Source organism: Saccharopolyspora sp. NPDC045941, from assembly GCF_056431445.1.
This window is the reverse complement of the sequence record NZ_JBWKKU010000002.1, coordinates 50,616-66,591: the sequence shown is the minus strand read 5'-3', so window position 1 is coordinate 66,591 and position 15,976 is coordinate 50,616. Positions and strand designations below refer to the sequence as shown.

At 71.0% G+C, this 15,976-nt stretch carries 14 protein-coding genes; 7 read left to right on the top strand and 7 right to left on the bottom strand.

The window, feature by feature from the left end; genetic code table 11:
- Positions 1-204: 204 nt before the first annotated feature.
- Positions 205-2,229, bottom strand: coding sequence for a thioredoxin domain-containing protein (locus AC07FN_RS02090; protein ID WP_478393938.1), 2,025 nt, complete (start codon positions 2,227-2,229; stop codon positions 205-207).
- Positions 2,230-2,506: 277 nt separating this feature from the next.
- On the opposite strand from AC07FN_RS02090, the gene AC07FN_RS02085 reads away from it, so the two are divergent.
- The 3 genes from AC07FN_RS02085 (at position 2,507) to eccCb (ending at position 6,956) form a co-directional block, all read left to right on the top strand.
- Entirely contained in the window at positions 2,507-2,632 is a 126-nt protein-coding gene (locus tag AC07FN_RS02085) for a hypothetical protein (protein ID WP_478393937.1), read from the top strand.
- A 67-nt stretch (positions 2,633-2,699) separates the two neighbouring features.
- Positions 2,700-4,085 (top strand): xylulokinase, encoded by a 1,386-nt coding sequence (xylB, locus tag AC07FN_RS02080; protein WP_478393936.1) that lies wholly within the window; start codon positions 2,700-2,702, stop codon positions 4,083-4,085.
- A 303-nt stretch (positions 4,086-4,388) separates the two neighbouring features.
- Positions 4,389-6,956 carry a type VII secretion protein EccCb gene (eccCb, locus tag AC07FN_RS02075; protein WP_478393935.1) on the top strand — a complete coding sequence of 856 codons (2,568 nt, stop codon included), beginning with the start codon at positions 4,389-4,391 and terminating at the stop codon, positions 6,954-6,956.
- Between the two features lie 59 nt (positions 6,957-7,015).
- Here the strand turns inward: eccCb and AC07FN_RS02070 are convergent, their stop codons facing one another.
- Positions 7,016-7,351: a hypothetical protein gene (locus AC07FN_RS02070; protein ID WP_478393934.1), complete on the bottom strand. Its 336-nt coding sequence runs from the start codon at positions 7,349-7,351 to the stop codon at positions 7,016-7,018.
- Positions 7,348-8,229, bottom strand: a complete 882-nt coding sequence (gene mca / locus AC07FN_RS02065) for a mycothiol conjugate amidase Mca (protein ID WP_452614729.1) — start codon at positions 8,227-8,229, stop codon at positions 7,348-7,350. Before mca ends, AC07FN_RS02070 begins: the two co-directional genes overlap by 4 nt.
- Positions 8,230-8,429: 200 nt before the next feature.
- Between mca and AC07FN_RS02060 the strand changes: the two genes are divergently transcribed.
- Positions 8,430-8,867: a DUF4307 domain-containing protein gene (locus AC07FN_RS02060; RefSeq protein ID WP_478393933.1), complete on the top strand. Its 438-nt coding sequence runs from the start codon at positions 8,430-8,432 to the stop codon at positions 8,865-8,867.
- Positions 8,868-9,061: 194 nt separating this feature from the next.
- Positions 9,062-9,550, top strand: coding sequence for a transcription elongation factor GreA (gene greA / locus AC07FN_RS02055; RefSeq protein WP_207954845.1), 489 nt, complete (start codon positions 9,062-9,064; stop codon positions 9,548-9,550).
- A 248-nt stretch (positions 9,551-9,798) separates the two neighbouring features.
- On the opposite strand, the gene AC07FN_RS02050 is transcribed toward greA, so the two are convergent.
- Positions 9,799-10,299: an Lrp/AsnC family transcriptional regulator gene (locus AC07FN_RS02050; RefSeq protein WP_478393932.1), complete on the bottom strand. Its 501-nt coding sequence runs from the start codon at positions 10,297-10,299 to the stop codon at positions 9,799-9,801.
- A gap of 216 nt (positions 10,300-10,515) precedes the next feature.
- On the opposite strand from AC07FN_RS02050, the gene hppD reads away from it, so the two are divergent.
- Positions 10,516-11,661: a 4-hydroxyphenylpyruvate dioxygenase gene (hppD, locus tag AC07FN_RS02045; RefSeq protein WP_478394076.1), complete on the top strand. Its 1,146-nt coding sequence runs from the start codon at positions 10,516-10,518 to the stop codon at positions 11,659-11,661.
- Positions 11,662-11,817: 156 nt separating this feature from the next.
- Here hppD and ilvA read toward each other — a convergent pair whose 3' ends face one another.
- Entirely contained in the window at positions 11,818-13,029 is a 1,212-nt protein-coding gene (gene ilvA / locus AC07FN_RS02040) for a threonine ammonia-lyase (protein ID WP_478393931.1), read from the bottom strand.
- 236 nt (positions 13,030-13,265) lie between these two features.
- Here ilvA and AC07FN_RS02035 point away from each other — a divergent pair, with 236 nt between their 5' ends.
- Positions 13,266-13,505 (top strand): hypothetical protein, encoded by a 240-nt coding sequence (locus AC07FN_RS02035; RefSeq protein WP_478393930.1) that lies wholly within the window; start codon positions 13,266-13,268, stop codon positions 13,503-13,505.
- A 138-nt stretch (positions 13,506-13,643) separates the two neighbouring features.
- Here the strand turns inward: AC07FN_RS02035 and AC07FN_RS02030 are convergent, their stop codons facing one another.
- Positions 13,644-14,783: a cystathionine gamma-synthase gene (locus AC07FN_RS02030; protein WP_358575171.1), complete on the bottom strand. Its 1,140-nt coding sequence runs from the start codon at positions 14,781-14,783 to the stop codon at positions 13,644-13,646.
- A 103-nt stretch (positions 14,784-14,886) separates the two neighbouring features.
- Complete coding sequence (locus AC07FN_RS02025; RefSeq protein WP_478393929.1) at positions 14,887-15,954, bottom strand: hypothetical protein; 1,068 nt, start codon at positions 15,952-15,954, stop codon at positions 14,887-14,889.
- Positions 15,955-15,976 lie beyond the last annotated feature (22 nt).

Below are 15,976 nucleotides of genomic sequence, written 5' to 3'. Positions count from 1 at the left end.
TACAGGATTACACGCTTACATCCCAGGTGGGTAGGGCTGTCGTTCGGCCCGCGGCGAAACTTGGGCACGCTTCCGCAGGTAGGCGGACGGCGCGGACAGGCCGGCCAGCGCGCGGCGGCTTCGGGTGGCTTGAGCGAACGGCCCGTTCACCTCATCCATCGAGGTGAACGGGCCGTTCGCGGCCTTTCCGCCAGGCGTGGTGGCTCAGCGGGTGAGGGAATCGACGAGGTCCTCGGTCGTCGTCACCGGGCGGTCGCACACGTAGCCCCGGCACACGTACGCCGCCGCGGCTCCGCCGACCAGCGGGCGCTCCGCCAGTAGCGGCACCCGGGTCGCCTCCGGCTCCCCCGCCATTGCCACGGCTCCGCCTGGGGCGTGCCGCCGCGCCGCGGCGATCAGCGCCGCGCGGTCGGCGTCGTCGGCTTCGCCGACCACCGCGACCTGCAGCGGGCCGTGTGCGCGGGCCTCGGCGACGCTGAGCCAGTGACCCGCGAAGCGGGGAGCGCGCTGCGCGAGGAGCCCGGCTCGGCCGAGCGCCTGCTCCGCCGCCGCGCGGTAGTGCCCGACGGCGTCCGGGCCGGCGAGCGCGGCAGCGGCGAGCAGGGCCGAGGCGACCGCCGAGGCCCCGGAGGGGCTGGCGTTGTCGGTGGGATCGGAGGGGCGCCGGACGAGGGACTCGGCGTCGGCCGCCGTGTCGTGGAACATGCCCGGGTGGTCGGCGTCGGCGAACTGCTGCAGGGCCGTGTCCAGCAGTCCGCACGCCGCATCGAGCCATCGCGGCTCGGCGGTCGCCTGGTGCAGCGCGAGGAGCCCGTCGGCGAAGCAGCCGTAGTCCTCCAGCACCCCCGCAGCCGTTCCGACCACTCCGTCGCGGGACGTGCGCCGCAACCTGCCGTCGACGAAGTGCCGCTCCAGCAGCAGATCCGCCGCCTGCGCCGCCGCCTCGACCCAGCTCGGCTCGTCGAGCACCGCCGCGGCCTCGGCGAGCGCCGTGATCGCCATGCCGTTCCAGGCGGTGACGACCTTGTCGTCCTTGCCCGGCTGCGGGCGCCGGTCGCGGGCTTCGCGGAGGCTGTCGCGCACCCGGCGCCAGCGGGCGTGGTCGTCCGGGTCCCGCTTGAGCTGCAGCGTCGATGCGCCGTTCTCGAAGGTGCCCGTCTCGGTCACCTCGAACAGCTCCGCCGCCCAGTCGCCGTCCACCGGCCCGAGCACCTCGCGCAGCTGGTCCGGCGTCCACACGTAGGTGAGCCCTTCGACGCCTTCGGTGTCGGCGTCCAGCGATGCCGCGAAGCCGCCTTCCGGCGTTCGCAGGTCGTGCAGCAGGAACTCGGCCGTCTCGCGGGCAACCCGCTCGCCGAGCGGGCTGCCGATCCTGGCGAGGTGCGCGTACACGCGGAGCAGCAAGGCGTTGTCGTACAACATCTTCTCGAAGTGCGGCACCACCCAAGCGGCGTCGACGCTGTAGCGCGCGAAGCCGCCCGCCAGCTGGTCGTAGATGCCGCCGCGGGCCATCGCCGAGCAGGTCGCTTCGGCCAGTTCCAGCGCGGCGTTCTCGCCGTCCGGCACGCCGACCCGTTCGTGGTGGCGCAGCAGGAACTCCAGCACCATCGACGGCGGGAACTTCGGCGCGCCGCCGAATCCGCCGTGGGCCGCGTCGAATTCCGCGTGCAGCCGGGAGACCGAACCGGCCAGCACCTCCTCGTCCAAAATGGACTCCGGGAGCGGGGCGCGCTGCGCGGCCAGCTGCTCCACCACCCGGGCGGCGGCCTTCCGGACCTCTTCGCCGCGGCCTTCCCAGGCCTGCGCCACGGCGTGCAGCAGCTGGCCGAACGAGGGCATGCCGCCCATGGGCGCCGTCGGGTAGTAGGTGCCGCAGTGGAAGGGCTCGCCTTCCGGGGTGAGGAAGCAGGTCATCGGCCAGCCGCCCTGCCCGGTCATCGCCTGGGTGGCCTCCATGTAGACCGCGTCGATGTCCGGCCGTTCCTCGCGGTCCACCTTGATGTTCACGAAGTGCTCGTTCATCACCCGCGCGATCTCCGGGTCCTCGAACGACTCGTGCGCCATCACGTGGCACCAGTGGCAGGCGGCGTAGCCGACGGACAGCAGCACCGGCACGTCCCGCCGCCGCGCCTCGGCGAACGCCTCGGGCGACCACGGCCACCAGCCGACCGGGTTGTCGGCGTGCTGGAGCAAGTAGGGGCTGGTCGCGTTCGCAAGCCGGTTCGCCATGCGCCCAGCCTCCCACTTCGCCGAACCGGGCGCACCCAGTCCCGCCGCTCCGGACACCCGGCCGCGACCGCGCCGATTTCTCACAAAACGTGTTACAACCGACGGCATCTCTGCTAATACTTACGGCCACTCGCGGATCTTGAGGAGCGGCGGATGACGACCATGCGCCTCGGCGCTGTGCGAACGCACGACGAGACCGCGATGGATGCCGTCGCGCGCCCGCAGGAGTAGCGATGAGAAAAGGGCGGCCGTCGGATGCCGGGTCGCGCCGTGCTCGATGACGTGTACGTCCTGTGCACCGCGACACCTCGTCGTCACCGACGACGCCACGCCCGAGCACGAACTCGCCACGATCCGCGCCTCCGGCACCGAGGTGCGGCTCGTGCCGATGCCCCCGCCGTGACGGCAGAACCATCCGAGGAAACGATGCGAGCAAGGAATTCCACTGTGGACAAAATAGGAGCGGCGCGATGAACCTGGTCGCCGGAATCGACTCCTCCACCCAGTCCACCAAGGTCGTGGTCTGCGACGCCGACACCGGAACCGTGCTGCGGGAGGGCCGTGCGCCGCACCCGGACGGCACGGTCGCCGACCCGGAGGACTGGTGGCGGGCGCTGACCACGGCTTCCGACGGCCTCCTCGACGACGTCGCGGCCATCGGCATCGCCGCCCAGCAGCACGGCATGGTGGCGCTGGACGAGCAGGGCGTGCCGGTGCGGCCCGCGCTGCTGTGGAACGACAACCGCTCCGCGCAGGCCGCGATCGACCTGACCGAGGAGCTCGGCGGGCCGCAGGCGTGCGCGGAGGCGATCGGCTCGGTGCCGGTCGCCAGCTTCACCGCCAGCAAGCTGCGGTGGCTGGCCGAGCACGAGCCGCACCTGGCCGACCGGGTGACCGACGTGCTGCTGCCGCACGACTGGCTGACCTGGCGGCTGACCGGCGAGTTCGTCACCGACCGCGGCGACGCGTCCGGCACCGGCTACTGGTCACCCCACGAAGGCCGGTACCGGGAGGACGTGCTGACCACCGCGTTCGGCGGCCGGACGCCCCGAACGCCACGGGTCCTCGGCCCGGCGGAAGTAGCCGGGCACACCCGGGACGGCAAGTTGGTGTCGGCCGGAACGGGCGACAACATGGGCGCCGCGCTGGGCCTGAACGTCCGGCCCGGCGACGTCGTGGTGTCGCTGGGCACGAGCGGCACGGTGTTCGCCCGGGCGGATCGGCCGAGCGCGGACCCGAGCGGCCAGATCGCCGGATTCGCCGACGCGACGGGCGGTTTCCTGCCGCTGGTGTGCACCCTCAACGCGGCCAGGGTGCTCACCGCGACGGCGGCGATGCTCGGTGTCGAGATGGCCGAGTTCGACGAGCTGGCGCGCCGGGCCGAGCCCGGTGCGGGCGGGCTTGCGCTGCTGCCGTACCTGGACGGCGAGCGCACGCCGTTCCTGCCGGACGCCGCGGGAACCCTCACCGGGCTCCGGCGGGACAACATGACGCCGGAGAACCTCGCGCGGGCCGCAGTGGAGGGAATGCTGTGCGGGCTCGCGGCCGGCGTCGACGCGCTGCGCGCGGAAGGCGTCGAGGTGGGCAGGGTGCTGCTCATCGGCGGCGCGGCGCAGTCGCGGGCGGTGCAGGTGGCGGCGCCGCTGATCTTCGGCGTGCCGGTCACGGTGCCCGCACCGGCGGAGTACGTCGCCCGAGGCGCGGCCCGCCAGGCGGCATGGGCGCTGGCGGGAACGCCGAACCCGCCTGAGTGGCTGCTACCAGGAGCTGCGGAATTGGACGTCACCGCCCCGGAAGCGGGAGCCCGCATCCGAGACCAGCACACCGGCGCATTCACCCAGGTCCACGGCGCCTGACCGGGGGAATGCTCGTGAGCGTTCATTCCGGTTCTTACCGGAATGAACGCTCACGACGTCGTGGCGAACCCGCTCGTCCGGCCGAGGGCGGTCGCCCAGTCGGATACGGTGCCTTTGCGCAGGTGATCGATCAGGGGGGAGTTTCCTTTGCAGCCAGGGCATCCGCCGTTCCAGCCACCCCACCGCCCCATGCCGCCGCACCCCGGCATGCCGCCCGGCCCTCCCGCCGGTCGGCCTCCCATGCCGCCTCCGCCGTCCGCTCCGCGACCGGTCGCGCCGCCTCCGAACGCCGAAGCGACGCAGGTGCTTCGCACCCAGGCGAAGCCGGAGGAACCGATCAACCTGTTCGACCTCGTCGGATTCGGCGATCCGGCCCATGTCGAGCTCGACCGGGCCTGGCAGCCTCGCGGCTCCGAGGAGCGGTACCGGATCGCCATCGGCGTTGACGACCACGGCAGGCCAGTGCACCTCGACTTCAAGGAAACCGGCAGCGCCGTTGGCATTTTCGGTTCCGCGGGGTCCGGGAAGTCCGAGCTGTTGCGCACGATCCTGTACGGGCTGGCCGCGACGCACTCCTCCGCCGCGGTCAACTTCGCCTGCATCAGCCGCGAGCACAACGACCAGGTCTGGCGCTCGCTCTACTCGATCCCGCACACTGCGCTCGCCGAGCCGATGCGCTCGAACGACCTCACCGGCCGACGGTTCGACGAGGCGCTGACCGGCCTGCTCGCCTGGCAGGTCGAGCAGTTCAACCGGTTGGGCGTCGGGAACTTCGCCGATTACCAACGCCTCCAGCCGGAGGCCGATGCCGAGCCGGTGCCGATGCTGCTGGTCGCGGTCGACGACCTGCCCGGGGTCCTGCGCGACCGGCCCGGATTCGCCGCGACCATCGACCGGCTGGTCCGGCACGGGCACTCGGGGATCAAGCTGGTCTACACCGCGACCTCGGCGGAGCAACTCCCGCAGCTCGCGGGCGCGACCGCGACCCGCATCGTGCTGCGGACCAGCGAAGCGGATTCGGTCAGGCTCATCGGCCGCGCCCACGACCTGCCCGATGCCCCGGGCAACGGACACCTGGTTCGCCCGCGCCAGGAACCGCTCCGCTTCCGCGCCGCTTACACCGACCTGCCGCACGGGACGCCCCAGAGCGACTATTTCCAGACGATTCCCCAGATCTTCGCCGAGCGGGTTCGGGGTCAAGGCCCGCCGGCCCGGCAGCTCATCCTGCCGCCGCCGGGCGAACCACCGGCCGGAATCGACCTGCCGCTGAAGGCCACCGAGGAACGGGGCTTCAACGCCAAGCCGGAGACCCCGCTGATCGTTCCGATCGGCGTGCTCGACAACCCCTTCCACCACCGGCACGAGCCACTGCTGCTGGACCTCTCCGGCTCGGATGGCAACGTCGCGATCGTCGGTCGACCGCGCAGCGGGAAGTCGACCGCCGTGCGCACGACCCTGCTGACCTTGGCGCTCACCCACACCCCGGCCGAAGTCCGCTTCCACTGCCTTGACTTCGGCGGCGGCGGGCTGGCCTCGCTGCGCGACCTGCCGCACACCAGGGTGGTGACCGCCAGCCACGACTCGGACTTCGTGGCGCTTGCCGTCGAGGAACTCGAAACGCTGCTCGCCAAGCGGGAGAAGTCCTTCGCGCAGCACGGCATCGACTCGGCCGACGAGTTCCGCCGACGCCGCCGCGAAGAGCCGCTCGGCGAGGCCGCGACCGACCACTTCCTCGTCGTCGACGGCTGGCCCGAAGTGCACCAGCACCCCGGCCTAGCCGATCGGATCCTGCGCCTCGCCCGGCGCGGCTTGTCCTACGCCATCCACGTGGTCGTCACCGCCAACCGCTGGGACGACCTGCCCCGCGAGCTGCGCGACCTCGCGGGCGGCCGCATCGAGCTGCGGCTGGCGGACCCGCGGGATTCGTTGATCTACCCCGAGCACGCCGACTCCGTCCCGCCGGACAAGCCCGGCAGCGGACTCCACAGGGGACTCCGCTGCGCGATCAACGTCCCGGTGCTGGGCGATGAACTACCGGCCTACGCCGACGAGCCCCTTCCGGAGGACCTCGACACGAAGACCCGCGAGCTCGTCCAGCTCATCGGCAAGTCCTGGCCCGGCGACCGACCTGCCCAACTGCGCCGCCCACCGGAGTTCGTCGGCTACGACGAACTCCCCGCGGCCGAGCCGGACGCCTTCCCCATCGGCATCGACGGCCACGGCAAGCCAGTCATCCTGACGCTGAACGGAGACCGCCATCGCCACGTGCTGATCGCGGGTGGACACGAAGCCGGCAAGAGCACCGTGATCCGCAACGTGCTGCGCGGGATCGCGGCGTACCCGGCGAAGGAAGCGATGGCGCTGGTGGTCGACTACCGGCGCGAGCACCACCACGCCCTGCTGCCCGACAGCCACACCTTGTCGTACGCCCGGGCGGCAGGCCAGGCGAGGAGCGACCTGGAGGACTTCACCGCAGCTCTGCGCAAACGACTTCCGGATGCGGGCGGCGAACCCAAGTCGTGGGTCGGGCCGAAGGCGTTCCTCGTGGTGGACGACTTCGACCTGGTCCGCCGCGAGGAGGGCTTGAACACGCTTTGCGGTCTGGACGAGTTGCTGCCGCACGCCGAGAAGATCGGCCTCCACGTGGTCCTCGCCTACAACGCGGACCTCGAACGAAGCCGAGACCAGATCGTCTCAAGGCTCAGCTACGACGCGTACCGGTTGATCTTGAAGGACGCGCCCGGGATCACTTGGGGCGCCAGCAGTCTGGGCGAGCGCCCGCGGGACGCAGGTGAAGCACGCCTGGACCGGAGGATCGGAACCGACACCAGCCTCCGGGTGGCCTGGCTCCCGCATCCGCTGGAAACCTGACCCGGAAAGCGAGCGGGGCCATCCGGCACTCCGGATGGCCCCGCTCCTGCTTCGTCTCGCTAGGAGGCTTCGCCCTTGCCCGGCTTCGCCTCGCCCTTGCCCGGCTTCGCCTCGCCCTGCTCGGCTTCGGGTTCTTCCGCCGGCTCCGCTTCGGCTCGCTTCACCCTCGCCGGGGCCGCCGCCGCTGCCTTCTGCTCGTCGAAGACCACCGGCACCTTCTTCAGGTGCTTGGTCATCGAGCGGATCAGGAACACCACCGCGATGGCGAACACCACCAGCAGCACCAGCCCCACCGGGGAGGACTTGCCGAAGTCCTCGCCCTGGCCGCCCGGGTCCGGCGTCACGGGGACGGGCGTCTGCGCGAGCACGTAGGTGACCGCTTCCGTGGCACTCATGCGCATACCTTCTCCTGCACACCGGAGAACAGGTCGTCCTCCGGCAACGTGGTGTCGACCAGCGAACGCACCAGTTCGTAGTCCTCGGTCGGCCACAGCTCGCGCTGGATGTCGAGCGGGACCGCGAACCAGCGGCTGGTCGGGTCGATCTGGGTCGCGTGGGCGCGCAGCGCGTCGTCGCGCTGCTCGAAGTACTCCCCGCACTCGACCCGCGTGGTGACCCGCTCGTCCGGATCGGGGCGGGTCGAGTCCCACTTGGCCAGCCACTCGCCGTACGGGGACTCCATGCCCCTGGCCAGCAGCGCCTCGTGAAACAGCTGCATGCGCTTGCGGGAGAAGCCGTGCGAGTAGTACAGCTTCAGCGGCTGCCACGGCTCGCCCGCGTCCTGGTACAGGTCGGGGTCACCGGCCGCGTCGAACGCCGCCACCGAGATCTCGTGGCACCGGATGTGGTCCGGGTGCGGGTAGCCGCCGTTCTCGTCGTAGGTGATCACGACGTGCGGGCGGAACTCCCGCACCACCTTGACCAGCTCGCGGGTCGAGACCTCCATCGGCACGGTCGCGAAGACGCCGTCCGGCAGCGGAGGCAGCGGGTCGCCCTCCGGCAGCCCGGAGTCGACGAAGCCGAGCCACCGGTGCTGCACGCCGAGGATCTTGGCCGCCTCGGCCATCTCCGCGCGGCGGACCTCCGTCAGGTTCTCGACGACCTCCGGCCGGTCCATGGCCGGGTTGAGGATGCTGCCCGCCTCACCGCCGGTGCAGGTGACAACCATCACTTCGTGCCCATCGGCCACGTAACGCGCGGTCGTCGCGGCACCCTTGCTGGACTCGTCATCCGGGTGCGCGTGCACCGTCATCAGCCGCAGCTTGTCCGCCATCGCCGGGTAGTCCCCTCCTGCTTTGCAAGCATCTCTCATGAACACGGCCCCGCCGACAGGCCGCGGGACACCCCAGGGATACTTAACGTGGATGTCGGGTCCCATTGTTCCCGGTGGGTCCGACTTGCTCGGCGCCAGCCCCCGCATCACCCGTCCGCGGGCGGTGGCGAAGCCCGAAGTCGAAAGGCCGTCCAGCCCCGGTGACGAACCAGCAGATCCCGCAGGACCGGTACGGATCGCGTGCTCGCACGCGCCCGCGCCCGGCCCTCCGCTGGGCGCTGATCGCGGTCGTGCTGGTCGCCCTGGTGGGCGCGGCGATCGTGGGCTATCGCAACCTCGGCAGCGCGCCGATCAAGGGCGAGCAGATCGCCTTCGAAGCGATCGACGACCACTCCGTGCGCATCGTGTTCGAAGTGCAGCGCGACGAGCCGCAACGGCCCGCCGACTGCGTGGTGCGCGCCCGTGCCAAATCCGGTGTGGAAGTCGGTCGCAAAGAAGTTCTGATCCAACCTGCGGACGGCACCACCAGACAGGAGACTGTGCTGCGGACCTCCGCCCTAGCGGGCACAGGGGAGGTGTACGGCTGCACTTACAACGTTCCTGAATATTTGTCCACCCACCTACGGCCAACTGGGTGAACACCGGCGTACCACGCCGGGTGCAGGGAAAACCCCGCCCCGGGGTGTGTCGCTTCGTGCTATTGTCGACTTCAGCACGGTCCCGCGCGGGCCGTGTTTTTCCGTTACTTGGCCAATGGCCGAGAAATCAAAGGTGCGGAAATGCAATTCGCCCGTGGGGAAACGCGGGCCGCAGTCGACGAGGAGTGGTGACCGTGAGCGAGACCCAGGTGACCTGGCTGACCCAGGATGCTTACGACCGGCTCAAGGGAGAGCTGGACGAGCTCGTGGCCAACCGCCCGGCGATCGCCGCGAAGATCAACGAGGCCCGCGAGGAAGGCGACCTGCGGGAGAACGGCGGCTACCACGCGGCCCGCGAGGAGCAGGGGCAGATCGAGGCCCGCATCCGCCAGCTGCAGGAACTGCTGCGCACCGCCAAGGTCGGCGACGTGCCCACCGAGTCCGGCATCGCCCGGCCCGGCTCGGTGCTGACGGTCCGCTACGACGGCGAGGACGAGACCGAGAAGTTCCTGCTGGCCACCCGCGAGGAGGGCGCGCACGGCGAGCTGGAGGTCTACTCCCCGAACTCGCCGCTGGGCCGCGCGCTGCTGGACGCCAAGGAGGGCGAGACCCGGGAGTACGAGCTCCCCAACGGCGGCACCATGTCGGTGACCCTGGTCAAGGCCGAGCCCTTCGCCGGCTGAGCTCAAGAGTCTGCCCGGGTCGGCTTGCGTAGCGGCCCCCTGCGGGAGTTGCAGACGCCGCCTGGACTGTGGGAGCCCGACTTACGCATGACCAGGCTGTCCTCGCCAGACGACGTCTGAGAACCCGCGGCGGTGCGAGCTGCGTAGGTGGGCTAAGCGGCTGCGCCGCTTCAACGAAAGAACGTGTTCAAGGAAGACCGCGGGCGTCCCCGATCCAGGGGCGCCCGCGGTCTTTCGCCTGCCGGGCGTCAGTCCTCCGGCCGGTCGTCCTCGGCCGCCAGCCGCTCCAGCAGCGGGCGGACGCGCGGCGCGACCGGCGTGGAAAGGGCGATCGATGTCGAGGTGCGCCGCACCCCGGCCACCCCGACGATCTCGTCGATGACCCGCTGCAGGTCGGCGTTGGAGCGCGCGACCATCCGCACGAACAAGTCCCCCTGCCCCGTCGTCGCGTGCACCTCGCACACCTCGTCGATCGCCCCCAGCTGATCCGCCACCAGGCCCCGGTGCCCCTGGGCGATCTCCAGCACCGCGAAGGCCGTCAGTCCGTAGCCCATAGCCGCCAGGTCGAGCTCCGGCGGGAAACCCAGCAGGACGCCGCGCTGCACCAGCCGATCCATCCGCGCCTGCACGGTGCCGCGCGCCACGCCGAGCCGCCGCGAGCACTCCAGCACCCCGAGGCGGGGTTCGTCGGACAGCAACAGCAGCAGCCTGGCGTCCAACGCGTCCAGGCCCTCGGCATTGGGAGCCATGTCATACCCCTTGTTCAGGTTGACCAATCCAGCCAGCGGTTCGGCTTGAATACTGAACAGGTTGCGCAGCGAAATCAACGAGTGTTGCTCAGGATGACCTGCCCAGCGCACGCTGAGCCTCGTCACCGCTTCGGCGAACAACGGGAGGACATCGTGACCGGCACCGTCAACCACGGCAGCCAGACCGAGCAGCTCGACGACGTCACGTTCGACCAGATGAAGCGCCTCGTCGGCCTCGTCGAACACGACGATTCGAAGGACCCGTTCCCGGTCAAGGCGCTCGACGCAGTGGTGTTCGTCGTCGGCAACGCCACCCAGAGCGCGCTGTTCTACCAGGTCGCGTTCGGCATGGAGCTGATCGCCTACTCCGGTCCCGAGCACGGCAACCGCGACCACAAGGCCTACGTGCTGAAGTCCGGGTCGGCCCGGTTCGTGCTGAAGGGCGCGGTGGACCCGGACAGCCCGCTCGCCGACCACCACCGCCGGCACGGCGACGGCGTGGTGGACCTGGCGATGGAGGTGCTCGACGTCGACAAGTGCGTGGAGCACGCCCGCGCCCAGGGCGCCACGGTGCTCGAAGAGCCGCACGACGTGTCCGACGAGCACGGCACGATCCGGACGGCGGCCATCGCCACCTACGGCGAGACGCGGCACACGCTGCTCGACCGCAGCCGCTACACCGGTCCCTACCTGCCCGGATACGTCGTTCAGCAGGGCAGCTACGTCAAGCCCGCCGACGCGCCCAAGCGGCTGTTCCAGGCCGTGGACCACTGCGTCGGCAACGTCGAGCTCGGCCAGATGGACAGCTGGGTCGAGTTCTACAACCGGGTCATGGGCTTCGTGAACATGGCCGAGTTCGTCGGCGACGACATCGCCACCGACTACTCGGCGCTGATGAGCAAGGTGGTGGCCAACGGCAACCACCGGGTCAAGTTCCCGCTCAACGAGCCGGCCGTCGGCAAGCGCAAGTCGCAGATCGACGAGTACCTGGAGTTCTACCGGGGCTCCGGCTGCCAGCACATCGCGCTGGCCACCGGCGACATCATCAAGACCGTCACCGCGATGCGGGCCGCCGGCGTGGAGTTCCTGAACACCCCGGACGCCTACTACGACGACCCGGAGCTGCGGGCGCGGATCGGCCAGGTGCGGGTGCCGATCGAGACGCTGAAGGAGCACGGCATCCTGGTCGACCGCGACGAGGACGGCTACCTGCTGCAGATCTTCACGAAGCCGATCGGCGACCGGCCGACGGTGTTCTACGAGCTGATCGAGCGGCACGGTTCGCTGGGCTTCGGGAAGGGGAACTTCAAGGCGCTCTTCGAAGCGATCGAGCGCGAGCAGGAACGCCGCGGCAACCTCTGATCCTCCTGGAATTCCGCGGTTCGATGTTTCCGCTGGTCACGGGTCCGTGAGTCTTTTGTGCTGCTATGGCGACCCAAAAGACTCACGGCCTGCGGACCTGCCGGAACGCCGCTCCGGAGGCCGGCCCGGCCAACCCACCGCACCCATGGCCGGGCGTCAGCCTTCGGCGGCGACGGTGAAGCCCGCGGCCCCGAGCTCCTCGACCACGTAGTGGCGGTGCTCGGGGCCGCGGGTTTCCAGCGATATCTCCACGTCCACCTCGCCCAGCGCAAGGGCACCGGAGATCCGGGAGTGCTCGATGTCGAGGACGTTCGCCGACAGCTCGCCCAGCTTCGCCAGCAGGCTCGCCAGCGAGCCGGGCCGATCCGGCAGCCGCACCCGCAGCGACAGGTAGCGGCCCGCCGAGCCCATGCCGTGCTGGATCAGCTGGAGCAGCAGCAGCGGGTCGATGTTGCCGCCGGAGAGCACCGCCACGGTCGGCGAGCGGACCTGCTCGGGGTGCTCCAGCAGCGCCGCGACCGAGGCGACCCCGGCGGGCTCGGCCACCAGCTTCGCCCGCTCCAGGCACAGCAGCAGGGCCCTGGACAGGGCCTCCTCGCTGACCGTCAGCACCCCGTCGACCAGCTCCGCGACGTGCGCGAACGTCACCGGGCCGGGCTCGCCGACCGCGATCCCGTCGGCCATCGTCTGGGTTTCGGCCAGCCGCACCGGTTTGCCCGCCGCCAGCGAAACCGGCCACGCCGCGGCCTGCTCGGCCTGCACCGCGAGCACCCTGACGTGCGGGTGCTCCGCCTTCACCGCCGCGGCGATGCCCGAGACCAGCCCTCCGCCCCCGGTGGGCACCACGATGCTGCGGACCTCCGGCAACTGCTCCAGGATCTCCAGCCCGACGGTGCCCTGACCGGCCACGATGTCGGGATGGTCGTAGGGGTGGATGAACTCCGCCCCGGTCTGCTGCGCGTGCTCCCGCGCCGCGGCGAGCGTCTCCTCCAGCACCGCGCCGTGCAGCCGGACGTCGGCGGCGTAGGACTTGGTGGCCGCGAGCTTCGGCAGCGGCACGCGCACCGGCATGAACACCGTGGCGTGGATGCCGAGCAACGATGCCGCGAGCGCAACGCCTTGCGCGTGGTTCCCGGCGCTCGCCGCGACGACCCCGGCGGCCCGGCGCGCCTCGTCCAACGCCAGCAGCCGCACGTAGGCGCCGCGGAGCTTGAACGAGCCGGTGCGCTGGAGGTTTTCGCACTTCAGGAAGACTTCGCCGCCGCAGTGCTCGCCGAGCACCCGGGAGTGCTCCAGCGGCGTGCGCCGCGAGATCCCGGCGAGCTGCTCGCCGGCGTCGCGGATTCGGTCCAGATCGACCAGCCGCATGGGCCAATCGTGCCACCGCGAAACGCAGGCGACCCGGGTAACACGTTCGGTACCCTCGGAGAAGCGGCCGGTCACCCGCAACCGGACGGCACCGCGACGAAGGCTGGTGGGGGCGAGCTGTCGCGGCGGGGATTCGGACGATCAGCGATCATCGGCGTACACCGGCCAGGTGTCGCGAGGTCCGCTGCCCGACGTCGGTGCCGGGGCTGCACACGGGAGGAAGCATGGCGCGGCTGATGCCAACGAATGGCGCGTTCCCGCTGGTCACCGGATTCGTCACGGCCGCGGCCCTGTCCGGCGCGGCGGTGCTCGCGGTGCTCCAGTCCGGCTGCGACGAACCGGGCTCCTACCGATCGCGCGACGGCGTGGTGGAGCTGATCGGCGGCTGCCTGAAACCGGACGACCTCCCGGTCAACCCCCGCCAACCGGCCGACACCCGCCCGCTCGGCAGCGGCGACCCGGCCCTCGAACGCTGATCCCGACTGCCGGGACCACCCGATGACGGTTCTCGGCGGTTCATCCGAAACTCCGCCCCGGAACGGGGAGAGCGGCGATTTCGCGCGAAATCGCCGCTCTCCCCGCGTGCCTGGCGCGAAATCGACCAGTCCGCCGGGTCAGCCGAGGGCCGTCAGGAGGTCCTCGACCAGGTCGTCGGCCTCTTCGATGCCGACCGACAGCCGCACCAGGTCGGACGGGACCTGCAGCATCGAGCCGGCCGTGCTCGCGTGCGTCATCCGGCCCGGGTGCTCGATCAGCGACTCCACGCCGCCCAGCGACTCGGCCAGGGTGAACAGCCGGGTGCGCGAGCAGACCTCCAGCGCCGCCTCCTCGCCGTCGGCGTGCAGGAAGGAGATCATCCCGCCGAAGTGGCGCATCTGCTTCGCCGCCACCTCGTGACCGGGGTGCTCCGGCAGGCCCGGGTAGAGCACCTTCGAGACCTTCGGGTGGCCGGTCAGCGCGGCGACGATGCGCTCGGCGTTGGCGCTGTGCCGCTCCATCCGCACCGCGAGGGTCTTGATGCCGCGCAGCGTCAGGAACACGTCGAACGGCCCGGGCACCGCGCCCGCCCCGTTCTGCAGGAACGCGACCTGCTCGGCGAGCTCGTCGTCGGATGTGATCACCGCGCCGCCGACCACGTCGGAGTGCCCGCCCAGGTACTTGGTGGTCGAGTGCACCACGACGTTCGCGCCGAGCTCCAGCGGCTGCTGCAGGTACGGCGAGGCGAAGGTGTTGTCCACGACCAGCTTCGTGCCGGCGTCGCGGGAAACCTGCGCCAGGGCGGCGATGTCGCCGATGTTGAGCAGCGGGTTGGTGGGCGTCTCGACCCAGATCACCTTGGTGTTCGGCCGGATCGCCGCCCGCACCGCGTCCACATCGGACACCGGGGCAGGCGTGTACTCGACGCCCCAGGCGGTGAGCACCTTGTCCACCAGCCGGAACGTGCCGCCGTAGGCGTCGTCCGGGATGACCAGGTGATCGCCCGGCTTGAGGGTGGCGCGCAGCACCGCGTCGGTGGCCGCCATGCCCGAGGCGAACGCACGCCCGTGCCGGCCACCCTCCAGCGCGGCCAGACATTCCTCCAGCGCGGTGCGGGTCGGATTGCCGGTGCGGGAGTACTCGTAGCCGCCGCGCATGCCGCCCACGCCGTCCTGCGCGTAGGTCGACGTGGCGTGGATCGGCACGATCACCGAACCGGTCGTCGGGTCTGCCTCCTGGCCCGCGTGAATCGCGCGGGTGGCGAAGCCGTCACTCATGTGGAGCAGCGTACGACCCGGCGGCGGATCCGCCGACTCGGGTCCGCGATGCGAAACGGCCCCCGACCGGGCAGGTCGGGGGCCGCTTCCGTGGATCAGCTCGTCACCACTGCGGAGGCTGCGGCGGCTGCTGCCCGCCGGCGGGCGGGAAGCCACCGGGCTGCTGGCCCGGCTGGCCGAACTGCTGCGGCTGGCCCGGCTGGCCGAAGCCACCCGGCTGACCGGGCTGGCCGGGCTGGCCGAAGCCACCGGCGGCGGCCGGAGCCGGCACACCGGAACCGGCGGCGGCGACGTACTGCCGGGTGCCCGGCAGGAACGCCAGCACACCGATCGCCGCGGCGATGAGGATGGCCACGATGGTGCCGACGATGGAGATGCCGGTGACGAAGCCGGTGAAGAGGGTCACCAGCTGGCAGATGGCGTACAGACCCGAAGCGGCGACGACCAGGATCGGGCCGATGTTCTTCTTGAGGATGACCATGATCCCGCCGGCCAGCAGCACGAGGCTGGCGATCACGAACCCGACGTACAGCGTCATCATCAGGCCGTACGGCGGGAGGTTGATCTCAGGAACCTCGATGCCGTATTCCTTGTACTGCTCCAGCTCGGCGGTGCTGGTCTCCAGGTAGGAGTACGCCGCACCGAGGCCGATCAGGCCGATCACGTTGAAGATGACACCGAGGCCACCGATGACCGTCGCGATCCAACCGGCGGTCAGGGCGAGGCCCTTGCTGCCCTGGCCCTGGGCCGCGGGCTGGCCGTAGGCGGCCTGCGGCGGCTGGGCGCCGAAACCGCCCTGGGCCTGCGGGGCCGGGAAGCCACCGCTGGGCGTGCCCTGCGGCTGCGAGGGGAAGCCGCCCGGCTGGCTCTGGGTGCCCGGCTGCTGGTACATCGGCTGCGGCGGCTGCATCGACGGCGGCACCATCGCGGTCGTCTCGGCACTAGCGCCCTGGCCGGCGAGGCCGGGCTGCTGGTACATCGGCTGCGGCGGCTGCATCGACGGCGGCACGACCTGGGTCGAGTCGGACGGTGGCTGCTGGCCCTGCGGCTGGACAGGCCTCACGACCTGCGTCGCGTCGCTGCCGGCCTGGTTGGGGTCCTGCGGGTCCATCCGGTTCGAGATGGGGTCCGAACCCTGCTGACCGCCGTCCGGCGGCTGCGGAGAGCTCATCGGGTTGTCCTACTCCCTCGGG